The following is a 12,098-nucleotide window of genomic DNA, read 5'->3' as shown; positions in this document are numbered from 1 at the left end:
TTTATTCCTCCTGTCTGATGTAGGGGAGCAAGGCTGCTCCCCCGGTTTAGTTAAATGGTCCAACTCATGTGTTAAAGCAGTTCGAATACTCCGGCAGCACCCATGCCGCCGCCAATGCACATTGTCACGACGCCAAATTGCTCATTGCGGCGCTTCATTTCATGAAGCAGCGTCAAAGTGAGCTTCGCCCCAGTACAGCCAAGCGGATGGCCAAGAGCTATCGCCCCGCCATTTACGTTCACTTTGGCTTCGTCCAGCCCAAGCTCGCGTATGACCTGAAGGGACTGGGATGCAAACGCCTCATTTAATTCAAATAAACCAATGTCAGAAACTTCAAGTCCGGCTAATTTCAGCGCCCGTGGAATCGCTACGATAGGACCGATTCCCATAACCTCGGGCGGCACTCCGCCAAGTGCGAATGACCTGAACTTTGCCATCGGCTGCAGCCCAAGCGACTCCGCTTTTTCACGGTCCATGACCATCACGGCAGCTGCCCCGTCGCTTGTTTGCGATGAGTTCCCCGCGGTGACCGACCCACTGACAGAGAATGCAGGCCGGAGCTTTGCAAGAACCTCATTGCTCGTATCGGCGCGGACACCTTCGTCCTGTGTGAACTGGACTTTCTTTTCTATTAATTTATTATCCTTTCCAACAGACCTTAGAGTGACATCAACCGGAACGATTTCGTCGTCAAATTTGCCCTCCTGGATTGCCTTGGCAGCTCTCTGGTGGCTCCTTACAGCGAAGGTGTCCTGGTCTTCACGGGAAACCCCATAACTCTTGGCAACCTGTTCGGCGGTATGTCCCATGCTCATGTAATATTCCGGGGCTGTTTCAGCAAGTTTCGCATTCGGACGTACCACATGGCCCATCATAGGCACAAGGCTCATCGACTCTGCGCCGCCTGCTATCGCCGTATCTGAATGGCCAAGCATGATCCTTTCGGCCGCATAGGCAATCGCCTGGAGTCCGGATGAACAGTAACGGTTAATCGTGATTGCCGGCACCTCATGCGACAAGCCCGCCAGTGCACCGATATTCCGGGCAAGATTTAACCCCTGCTCTGCTTCAGGCATGGCACAGCCAATAATCAGGTCATCAATATTCCCTTCATAGTTGCCAGCCCGTTTTAGTGTTTCTTTTACTACGAGAGCCCCGAGGTCATCCGGGCGGACGGAAGCCAGGGTACCTTTTTTTGCTTTTCCAACCGGTGTACGTGCTCCGGCAACAATCACAGCTTCTCTCAATCTCAATCCCTCTCTTTCATATTAAGAGTAAAAATATATCAGTCGGAAAATTTACGGTAGTCTGTAATTCATTTTAATTGCGAAGCGGTTTGCCTTTTACCAGCATGTGCTGCATGCGTTGCTGCGACTTCGGTTCGGCCACCAGGCTTAAGAACGCTTCCCGTTCAAGGTCGAGAAGATACTGCTCATCAACCTCGGTACCATACGGGACCTTTCCTCCTGCAATGACATAGGCGAGCTTCTTGGCAATTTTCAAGTCATGCTCGGAAATATATCCTGACAGATGCATCGTTTGTGCCCCCAGCAGAAGCGTTGCATATCCAGTTTCGCCGACTACAGGCACTTTTTTGCGGACAGGGGCTTTATATCCTTTTTCATATAGTGAGAGGACAGCCTGCTTGGCATCATACAGCAGGTGATCCCCGTTCACGCTCACCCCGTCAAACTGATTCAGGAAATTGTTGTCGCGGGCTTCTTCACCGGATGTAGAAACCTTTGCCATCGCAATTGTCTCAAACACTTTGTTCGCAACCTTTTGCAGGTCGAACTCAACACCTTTTGGCAGGCCTTCAAGATGCTTGATATACAGTTCCTTGTTTCCGCCGCCGCCCGGAATGAGCCCGACCCCTACTTCGACAAGACCCATATAGGTTTCCATCGACGCCTGGATATGTGCGGCAGGCAGGGTTACTTCCGCGCCCCCGCCGAGAGTCATTCCGAACGGTGCGACTACTACTGGCTTTGAGCTGTATTTTATTTTCATCGCAGCCTGCTGGAAGTGGCGGACCACCATGTCAAGGTCATAAATATTGTCATCCTGGGCTTCCATCAGGATCATTGCAAGGTTTGCGCCAACACAGAAATTTTTACCCTGGTTGCCGATTACTAGCCCTTTGAAATTTTTTTCTACTTCATCAACAGAGAAATTGATCATTTGTATAATGTCCATGCCGATTGCGTTATTTGGCGAATGGAATTCGAGCAGGGCTACGCCATCGCCAAGGTCGATCAGGCTTGCGCCGCTATTCTTCTTGATAACACCTTTTTGTTTTTTCAAGAGCTTCAGGTTGATTACTTTTGGATTTTCTTCAAGCGGCACGTATCCTCCGTTGTGGTAATACGAAATCTTGCCTGCCTCTTCCTTGTAGAAGGACGTGTTGCCTTTTCCAAGCATTTCTTTCACCCAGGCCGGAACCTCAGTGCCTTCCTCTTCCATTCTCTTCACTGATTTTTCCAGTCCAAGGGCATCCCATGCCTCGAACGGTCCCATTTCCCATCCAAAGCCCCATTTCATCGCGCGGTCAATCGCAACAACATCATCGGCAATCGTCCCCAGCAGCTCCGCCGAATAAACGAGAACCGGGCTAAAAATGTTCCATAGCAACTCACCGGCACGGTCATTTGAAAAAATGAGCGCTTTCATTTTATTTGCTGTGCCTTTTTCCTGCTTGCTCATTTCTGTAGCAGCGGTTTTCAGCTTTTTACGCGGGCCGTATTCAAGTGTATTTGGGTCAAGTTCCAAAATCTCTTTGCCTTGCTTGAGGAAGAACCCCTGCCCCGACTTGCTGCCGAGCCATCCCTTATCCAGCATTTGTTTCATGAAATCAGGTACTTCAAACACTTCTTTTTCCTTGCCTTCCACCTGCTCGTAGACGTTGTTTGCAACATGGGCGAATGTATCAAGCCCGACAACGTCCAGTGTCCTGAATGTTGCGCTTTTAGGCCGTCCTATCAAGGGGCCTGTCACCGAGTCAACCTCACCTACACTGTACCCGCCCTTTAGCATTTCCCTGACGGTAATGAGAAGCCCATAAGTACCGATCCGGTTCGCGATAAAGTTTGGAGTATCCTTAGCTTCGACAACACCTTTTCCAAGCTTGTCTTCACCGATTTTTTTGATGAACGACAGCACATCCGGGTCTGTTTCCCTGGTTGGGACAACTTCAAGCAATTTCAGGTAACGGGGCGGATTAAAGAAGTGTGTGCCGAGAAAATGCTTCCTGAAGTCTTCAGAGCGGCCTTCAGCCATCGCTTCCACTGATATCCCTGACGTGTTGGAGCTGACTATGCTTCCCTGTTTCCGGTGCTTGTCAACGTTTTCAAAAACCCTTTTCTTGATATCAAGATTTTCCACAACGACCTCAATGATCCAGTCAACATCCTTCAGCCGCTCCATGTCATCTTCAAAATTGCCTGCCTCAATCAGGGCAAGATTCTTTTTTGATGTGAGTGGTGCCGGTTTTTGCTTGAGAAGCTTTTGAAGGGCTCCTGCGCTGATCCGGTTCCGGACCTGCTTATCTTCAAGGGTCAAGCCTTTCGATTTTTCGTCTTCCGTTAATTCACGAGGTACAATGTCCAACAACAAGGTTGGTATTCCGATGTTTGCCAGATGTGCAGCTATGCCGGAGCCCATCACGCCGGAGCCTAACACAGCCGCTTTTTGGATTTGTCGGATCAAATCTGTCTCCCCCTTTGACAATTTTTTGAATGAATACTCATTCATTTTTGTGCCAAAAAAATATGTGTTTTGAATGAGCTTTGTTAATTATTACTATAAAATATTTAAAAAATTTGCGCAATAATTAGGTGCGGAAAAATGAAAATTTTTTGAACTTTATAATAGAACTTGAAATACCGGTGAATGGTTAACCTATGCCAAGGAGGTGAAGAAAATGGCAAGGGTCAAGAAAAACCCGTCGAAACGAGGTGTGAGTGCAGCCAGTGTGAAAGGGAACGCCGGCCCCACGGTTGAACGAGACGGCGGAGGCAAAGTGAACAGCCAGAATAACCAGTTTAAAAAGTGAAAACAGACATCTTGCGAAAATCTACAGCAACCGGGTGCCTATCAATAAAAAAACAAGCCAGGCTGCTCGGCTGATACTGACCAGCCTGACTTGTTTATTACTTTTTAAACATTCCTTTTACAACGAACGCAACGTTGGCGGGACGCTCGGCGAGGCGGCGCATGAAGTAGCCATACCAGTCAGTTCCATATGGGACATAGACGCGCATTGTATATCCTTCTTTGACCAGTTCAACCTGCCGTTCAGGCCTGATTCCGTAAAGCATCTGGAATTCGAACTGGGTGTTCGGGATGCCATGTTGTTTAACGAACTGCTTCGTATGATCGATAATGGCATCATCATGGGTTGCCACCGCAGTATAGTTGCCATTCATGAGATGCATTTCGATGATTTTCTTAAAGTTCTCATCCACGTCCTTCTTTTCCGGAAACGCCACTTCAGGCGATTCTTTGTATGCACCTTTCACAAGCCTGAGGTTTGGAGAATAATCATTTAAATCATTGATATCCCCGACTGTCCGATAAAGATAAGCCTGGATTACCGTACCGACATTGTCGTATTCTGCTCTTAGTGTTTTGAAAATATCAATTGTTTTCTGGCAGCGTGAATAATCCTCCATGTCGATTGTAACAAAGACATTATTTTCTTTTGCCGCGTCAAGAATCCTGCGCATGTTCCGCATGACGACTTCCTCGGAAATATCAAGCCCCATTGAGGTCATTTTCAATGATAGCTGGGAATTAAGTTGCTCTCTTCCAATCGCTTTGATCGCGTCGATGGAGTTATCTGCCATCTCGTTTGCTTCTTTTTCGTTATCGACAAACTCTCCGAGATAATCGATTGTGACAACCAGGCCTTTGCTGTTTAAATCCTTGATGACACCTACCGCCTGCCCAATAGTCTCACCGGCTACAAACCTTGCTGCGCCAAAGCGAAGACCGTATTTTTTCGCCATCCTGGTCAAAAATTTATTCTTCGATAAAAAAAGAAAAAAATCCTTCATCAATTTCTCCATAACGGCCCCCCGAAAACGATTACATTCTCTCTGTAAAAAAAATTCATATTTTGATAGAAATCTTAAAATCATTTTATCATTTTTTAAAATTTTTGAATATCATTTTTCTAGTAAAACAATCGAAATTTGTCGAAACCAATGCCCACGCGGGAGCTGTCCACAAAAAAACCCACCCCTAATTGATAGAAATGGTTTTTGCAGTCATTTTCCGGCATCAGAGTTTTTCCGGTTTAATTGATTCAGTTCGCGTACTTCAGCAATTACTTTAACAATCTTTTCCTTGGCATCAGGATATTCCGAGTTCCAGTGCCTGGCAAGCGGGGGCATCGATTTGGCAATGTGATTATAGATAATCCATGCTTTCACCTTATTGACTCTGTCGGGATCAGAATTTCCGACAAGCAATTCTGTGTATTTTTCCAGCAGCCCATCCAGCTGCGCATAAAATTGATTGTCCATTTTTTAACCCTCCTTCATTAATGGCAGGCAAGATCTGGGGCAAGTTTTGCAATACGTTTGTTTCTCGCCGAGCTGATACGAAAAGCAGCATGTCTTCCGGATCCTTACAAATTCTTTGTGTGCCTCAACATAAACTTCCTTGCTATTAAATTTTTTCAGTGGATTGCTGTTGTAATTTCCAAACAGCTTCCCTGGCGCGCTGTTGACAATATAGTCAAAGTCATCCGCAATCTGCGAATCGTCCTTGTCAGCAAGAATCGTCCTGTAGAGCCAAAACATATACACCGCAATATTTTCCCATAAAATAAGCTTTGAAATTTTGGCAGTCTTCGAAAGAGAATCAAGCACGGGCAGGATCGTCTCTTTAAATAGGTGCTCTAATGCCGCATCCCTCCACTTTTCCCGGTCCATGTCCGCAACCGGCTCGGCTTCGAGACTTCCAACGGAATACTCCGGCAGCCACTGTCCTTGATCCTTTCGATGCGTAAGTTCCAGGGTGTCCAGCGTAAAGATAAGCCGCTTGTTCCAAACCGTCATAGCATATAACTGGATTACCGCCACGAAAGCAAAACGCTTGGAAAAAACAGAAGCAGCAACTTTCAGATCTGGTGCCTGAAGCTCACTTTTTATATTTGACAGAAACTTCGCCATATTGCGTTCGCGTAGCAGTAAACCGATGTTGACTGTTGTCCTTTCATCCGGAAGCTGTGCTGAAAAGCGGAACCTCGCGAGTTCATTGGCTTCCTGGGGAGTCAATTTAACGTTCATTGGCTGCGCCTGCCTTCTTGATGATGCATCGCCCTTTACCGTACGGAATGCAAAGCGGTGTGCCGAACAGGGGATCCATCGTGACTTCACAATCCATGCCAAACACATTTTTAACAAGGCTGCAATTTATCACATATTCCGGTTTACCTTGCGCATAAATTTTCTTGTCTTTTATCGCTACGATATTGTGGGCATAGCGGCAGGCAAGATTCAAGTCGTGAAGGACCATCACTATCGTCCTGTTTTCCTTTTCGTTCAATTCGAACAATAAATCCAGAATCTCAATCTGGTGTGCCATATCCAAATATGTTGTCGGCTCATCCAATAATATTATGTCAGTATCCTGGGCAAGTGTCATCGCAATCCATGCCCGCTGGCGCTGGCCGCCGGACAATGAATCAACAGTGCGGTCTGTCAAATCGTGAAGGCCTGTGGCTGTTAAAGCTTTGAAGACTTTTTCTTCATCTTCCTGCGTCCATTGCTTTAGCCAGCTTTGGTATGGATAGCGGCCTTGCTTAATAAGCTGAAGAACGGTCAACCCTTCAGGTGCAGCCGGCGATTGCGGCAGCATGGCCATTTTTCTGGCGACTTCTTTTGTGGGACGCTTGGCAATCACTTCCCCTTCAAGTAAAACCGAGCCTGACCTGGGCTTTAACAACCGCGCCACTGAACGCAGAAGTGTCGATTTGCCGCAGCCATTCCCGCCAATAAATACGGTAATCTCACCTCGTGGAATCTGCAGATTTAATTCATCTATAATAATAGCTTCCCCGTATGATAGCGTCAGCTTATCCGTTTCAATTGCCTGGACCATCGGCGCCGCCCCTTTCTTTTTGTGATTTTATAAGTTTCTCGTCTTAAACAACAAGTATATAAAATATGGTGCCCCTACAGCTGCAGTGAAAACACCTGCCGGAATTTCCAGGGGTGAAAACAACGTCCGTCCTATTAAATCTGCTAGCATGACGATAATCCCGCCAAGAAGTGCCGACACCGGCAAAAGTGCTCCGAATGCTGAGCCGACCAGCCTTCTTGCCATATGGGGTGCCATCAACCCGACAAAGCCGATTCCCCCTGCAAATGCTACGGAGCCGCCAATTAATCCGGTGCTCAGCATCAAAAGGGTAAAACGCTGCTTCTGTACGTGGCCTCCAAGGCCTGTGGCCAGTTCATCACCAAGCTCCTGGATGTTTATATTCCTTGAGTAAATGAATGTGATCGCTATCAAAGCGACAATCCATGGCACGATAACACTTACATTTTGCCATGTTGACCCATACACGCTGCCAATGATCCAAATATTTGCCTGGCTTGTCTGGTAGATGGGCCCCATAATCATCATCAACGTTGTGAGAGCCTTCGTTAAAGTCATCATCCCGATTCCTACAAGGACCAGCCTTATCGGAGAAACTCCATTTTTCCAGGCGAGCAGATAAATTAGAAACGCTACAACGGCCGCGCCGATAAAAGCAGCTACCGGCATCCATTGAATGCTTACTGTCAATGTATGGGTTTCGTCGCTAAAAGCAGCCAAAAAACCAACGACTGCAACAGCGCCCCCTCCTGTGATCCCCAAAATATCTGGTGAAGCTAGCGGATTCCGGACCATCCCCTGCAAAATGCCCCCGGCAACAGCGAGTCCCATTCCAGCCATGAGAGCAACGATAATTCTTGGGAGACGGAAGGTATTGATGACGAGGCGGTCCATTTCAGTCCCACCGCCGAAAAAAACCTTCAATACCTGAATCGGGCTCATTTTCAATTCTCCCAGGCCAGTACTGATGACAAACAGGGACACAGCGCCCAGCAGCAATGCAAAAAAAACGTATAGTGCTTTTATATCGATTAGGTACGAAATTTGCCCTTTAAATAATCGAAAAATCTTAAATTGGCTCATCGTCCATTGAACCCCTTTCTCGCAATGTATATGAAAAATGGGGTTCCTATTATGGCCGTCATGACCCCTACCGGAACTTCCTGGGGCATCAAAACATACCTGGACGCAATATCTGCCGCAAGCAGCAGCATCCCGCCGAGAAGGCCGGCAAACGGGATCAGCCAGCGATGGTCGATGCCCACGATTGAACGTGTCAAATGCGGCACGACAATTCCAATAAACCCAATCGGGCCGGCAACAGCCACAGCTCCTCCGGAAAGCATGATCACAATCATTCCAGTGACTATTTTTAAAAGGACTGTATTTAATCCGAGTCCTTTAGCGACATCTTCCCCCATTGAAAATACATTCAGTTTAGCTGCTGTCAACACCGAGGCAACCCAGCCCACAGCTAAATAAGGCATGACAGCGGTCAGGTTTTCCAGATTCCTTCCCGATACTGAACCCGCAAGCCAAAATAAAACTTGCTCTAAAGCGGCTTCATTTAATACAAGCAGCCCCTGGCTAATTGATGCGAACATTGCTGTCATTGCTGCCCCGGCAAGCGTGAGCTTCATCGGGGTCAAGCCTTCTCTTCCTATGGAACCGATAGCATATACGCTGATTGCAGCGATTGCGGCCCCCAAAAATGATACCCATGTGAACAGCTGAAGATTGCCCACACTGAAAATCGTTACAGCTATGACTACCGCAGCGCCAGCTCCCGCATTCACTCCAAAAATATCAGGAGAGGCCAGCGGATTTTTTGTCAGAGTCTGCATGATGACTCCAGATATGGCAAGGCTTGCACCAACTGCCGCCCCAATCAATGAGCGCGGCAATCGTACCGACTGAACCACTATATGTTCGTTTGAACCATTAAAATTTGTAAAAGCATCAAAGGCCGTCTTCCAGGTAGTATCAGTATAACCGTACACAATGCTTGCGCACATCAACACAAGCAGCAAACCCATTGTGACAAAGAGGCCTGCCCATTTCTGCCCATTACTTTTTAGGAGCATAAGCAAAAACCTTTCCAAACAACTTATTTTTCATATGTTTTTTCAGTATCAGTCTATTTTAACAGAGGGAATCTGTCAATGACTTTGATAATCATTTTCATTTATCCATTTTCCGTGTTCATTAAATCGTCAATGATTATGAAAATCATTTTCAATTACCTGTTGACTGAGCAGCCTATCCGTTTTATGATTAGGTTGTCATTGATAATGATTATCACTAAAACTATTAGGAGGCTACATACCGATGAAAGGATTTAAATTATTTGCGATCATTTCAGCCATTGCTCTCTTTCTTCTAGCTGCCTGTGGAGCCAAATCAGGGCAGAACGCATCCGATACAAGCAACACAGACAAAAAAGCAGGCAATACAAGCTACACCGTCGAACATGCGATGGGTACAACTAAAATAGATAAAACTCCTAAAAAAGTCGTCATTCTCACGAATGAAGGTACAGAAGCACTGCTTGCTCTTGGTGTGAAACCAGTTGGAGCTGTCCAATCATGGCTCGGAGACCCTTGGTACGAACATATTAAGAAGGATATGGAAGATGTCGAAGTCGTCGGGGTCGAGCATGAGGTTAATTTGGAAAAAATCGCAGTGCTGAAGCCTGATCTCATAATAGGAAACAAGCTGCGCCAGGAAGCAGTATATGAACAGTTGAACGCGATTGCCCCGACTGTATTTTCCGAAACATTGAGAGGCGACTGGAAAGAAAACTTTAAACTGTACGCCAAGGCATTAAACATGGAAGATAAAGGCGAGAAAGTATTAAATGATTTTGATGCCCACGTGGAAGATGTAAAACAGAAGCTCGGTGATAAAGTGGATCAGGAGGTTTCTGTTGTCCGTTTCATGGCCGGCAAGTCCCGCATATACTACACTGATTCCTTTTCGGGGATTATTTTCCATCAAATAGGATTTAAGCGTGCAGCACATCAGGAAGAGCTTTTTACTGCAGACAACAAGCTTGGGAAGCTCGCTGTGGAGGTTGGGAAGGAAGTCATCCCTAAAATGGACGGAGACGTCCTGTTCTACTTCACATATGCTCCGCAAGGCGATAAAGAGGCGCTTAATACTGCAAAGGAATGGACCAGCGATCCACTCTGGAAAAACTTAAGTGCTGTTAAAAATGGAAAGGTGCATGAGGTAAGTGATGCTATCTGGAATACTGCAGGAGGTGTACTCGCCGCCAACATCATGCTTGATGACCTGGAGAAGCTCATGCTTGAAAAATAAGCAAAGCTGATAAATCTACCCCCATGATTTTTATAGAATCCTTTTGTCCAAGAATCCGCAGTTTGCGGGTTCTTTTTCTTTTTTTCATAAACCTCCCAAATTCGGTAAACATAAGTCTAAATCATTAATAACGGTGGTACAGCATGATTAAACTTTTCAGAAAAATACAGGAACAAATGAAAAAGGATAAAAAGCAGGATAATAAAAAGAAGCGGGAGAAGCAGGAGTGGGAGAAAACCCTTGTAAAATCCTTTGATTACAAAAAAACTTACTACATAAACCAGAAAAACAATCTCCGCTTTTGTTTTACATTCATGACAACTTTGGTTGATGAAAGCCTCCTTCAGGATAATGCACTTCCCTATTTGCTTGAAGGAGATTTTAAGAAGATCGACGATATAAAAAAACTCGTCCCCATTGCGGATGTGCAGATTTCCGACAACACAGATGATATAGAGCAAAAGTTATTTAATGGCTATGTAATGGTCTCTTTAGAAAATGAATACAAACGTTTCGGTTTCATCGCCGCCCAGAAGGAAGTTGTCAGGTCCGTTACCGCGCCTGAAGTAGAGTTCAGTGTAATCGGGCCGAAGGAAGCCTTTATAGAATCGCTAGACCAAAATATCAACATGGTTCGCAAACGCCTCCCTATCAAGTCACTGGTGGTACAGGATATAACAATCGGAAAGCTGTCGAACACAAAAATAGCTGTGTTTTATGTTGACGGGATTGCCGAAAAGGAAAACGTGAATACGGTCATTCAGAGAATAAAAGATATCGAATTTGATCACATCGTGGACAGCTCTTACATTGTTCAATTAATTTCTGACAACCAGAATTCCCCCTTTCCGCAGCTCCTTGATACTGAAAGGCCCGACAGGGTGTCAGCTGTCCTGGCTGAAGGCAAGGTGGTTGTCATTGTTGATGGCTCACCGCATGCCCTGATCGGCCCGACAACCCTGGTAGAATTTTTCGGGTCATTTGAGGATTATTTATTGAATTGGTTCCTGTCCTCCTTTTTCCGGGTGATCCGCCTGTTTGGGGTCGCATTTTCCATTTTGGTGACACCCGTGTATGTAGCCGTCCTCTCATATCACTATGAATTGATCCCAAAGGATCTGCTGAGCACGTTGATTACATCCAGACGGGCGGTACCTCTCCCGCCGATACTCGAAGCGGTGTTTTTGGAACTGGTCATCGAACTGCTGCGGGAAGCAGGAGCTAGGCTGCCCAGCAAGGTTGGCCAGACGATCGGTATCGTAGGCGGAATCGTGATTGGGACTGCCTCGGTTGAGGCCGGCCTGACAAGTAATGTCCTCTTGATCATTGTCGCGCTTGCTGCACTGGCGTCATTTACGACCCCGATCTATAGAATGGGCAACACCATCAGGCTGATCCGCTTTCCATTTTTATTATTTGCCGAGCTGTGGGGCCTTTTGGGAATAGTCGTCTCTTTTGCTTTTTTAATGACACATTTACTCCGTCTTACTTCTCTTGGACGGCCGTTTTTGCAGCCGCTTTACCCGCCCAGGCCCACAGATATGAGGGATGCGATTATCAGGCTTCCCTTTAACCGGCAGAATAAGCGGCCTCTATTTCTAAGAACCGGAAGCCCGGTCCGTTTTAACAAAAAAACGGCTAATGCCAAAAAAGACATTGATGAATAATCT

The 12,098-nt window shown here is 46.3% G+C and carries 11 protein-coding genes; 3 read left to right on the top strand and 8 right to left on the bottom strand.

Annotated elements, in window-relative coordinates; genetic code table 11:
• Positions 1-71: 71 nt before the first annotated feature.
• Together CVD19_RS20215 and CVD19_RS20210 are read right to left on the bottom strand one after the other, a co-directional pair.
• Positions 72-1,247: an acetyl-CoA C-acetyltransferase gene (locus CVD19_RS20215; RefSeq protein ID WP_101584990.1), complete on the bottom strand. Its 1,176-nt coding sequence runs from the start codon at positions 1,245-1,247 to the stop codon at positions 72-74.
• A gap of 73 nt (positions 1,248-1,320) precedes the next feature.
• Positions 1,321-3,705 (bottom strand): 3-hydroxyacyl-CoA dehydrogenase/enoyl-CoA hydratase family protein, encoded by a 2,385-nt coding sequence (locus CVD19_RS20210; protein WP_101584989.1) that lies wholly within the window; start codon positions 3,703-3,705, stop codon positions 1,321-1,323.
• A gap of 214 nt (positions 3,706-3,919) precedes the next feature.
• Between CVD19_RS20210 and CVD19_RS20205 the strand changes: the two genes are divergently transcribed.
• A complete protein-coding gene (locus CVD19_RS20205) occupies positions 3,920-4,051 on the top strand; it encodes a YuzL family protein (protein WP_101584988.1) in 132 nt (43 codons plus the stop codon).
• Positions 4,052-4,148: 97 nt separating this feature from the next.
• Here CVD19_RS20205 and CVD19_RS20200 read toward each other — a convergent pair whose 3' ends face one another.
• From CVD19_RS20200 to CVD19_RS20175, 6 genes are all read right to left on the bottom strand, one after another.
• Complete coding sequence (locus tag CVD19_RS20200) at positions 4,149-5,066, bottom strand: proline dehydrogenase family protein (protein WP_101584987.1); 918 nt, start codon at positions 5,064-5,066, stop codon at positions 4,149-4,151.
• 201 nt (positions 5,067-5,267) lie between these two features.
• Entirely contained in the window at positions 5,268-5,525 is a 258-nt protein-coding gene (locus CVD19_RS20195) for a YusU family protein (RefSeq protein ID WP_101584986.1), read from the bottom strand.
• Between the two features lie 3 nt (positions 5,526-5,528).
• Complete coding sequence (locus tag CVD19_RS20190) at positions 5,529-6,293, bottom strand: (2Fe-2S)-binding protein (protein WP_180953718.1); 765 nt, start codon at positions 6,291-6,293, stop codon at positions 5,529-5,531.
• Positions 6,283-7,107: an ABC transporter ATP-binding protein gene (locus tag CVD19_RS20185; RefSeq protein WP_101584984.1), complete on the bottom strand. Its 825-nt coding sequence runs from the start codon at positions 7,105-7,107 to the stop codon at positions 6,283-6,285. The genes CVD19_RS20190 and CVD19_RS20185 overlap by 11 nt, the downstream gene beginning before the upstream one ends.
• A 27-nt stretch (positions 7,108-7,134) precedes the next feature.
• The gene (locus CVD19_RS20180; RefSeq protein ID WP_101584981.1) at positions 7,135-8,190 is read right to left on the bottom strand and encodes a FecCD family ABC transporter permease; all 1,056 of its coding nucleotides are present in this window, start codon (positions 8,188-8,190) and stop codon (positions 7,135-7,137) included.
• Positions 8,187-9,191, bottom strand: coding sequence for a FecCD family ABC transporter permease (locus CVD19_RS20175; RefSeq protein WP_101584977.1), 1,005 nt, complete (start codon positions 9,189-9,191; stop codon positions 8,187-8,189). The genes CVD19_RS20180 and CVD19_RS20175 overlap by 4 nt, the downstream gene beginning before the upstream one ends.
• Before the next feature lie 244 nt (positions 9,192-9,435).
• Here CVD19_RS20175 and CVD19_RS20165 point away from each other — a divergent pair, with 244 nt between their 5' ends.
• Entirely contained in the window at positions 9,436-10,428 is a 993-nt protein-coding gene (locus CVD19_RS20165) for an ABC transporter substrate-binding protein (protein WP_101584973.1), read from the top strand.
• A 176-nt stretch (positions 10,429-10,604) separates the two neighbouring features.
• Positions 10,605-12,095, top strand: coding sequence for a spore germination protein (locus tag CVD19_RS20160; protein WP_101585088.1), 1,491 nt, complete (start codon positions 10,605-10,607; stop codon positions 12,093-12,095).
• Positions 12,096-12,098 lie beyond the last annotated feature (3 nt).

It is taken from the genome of Bacillus sp. T33-2 (assembly GCF_002860205.1).
In the GTDB taxonomy this organism is placed as follows: Bacteria; Bacillota; Bacilli; order Bacillales; family Cytobacillaceae; genus T33-2.
This window is presented reverse-complemented; position numbering and strand designations above follow the sequence as displayed.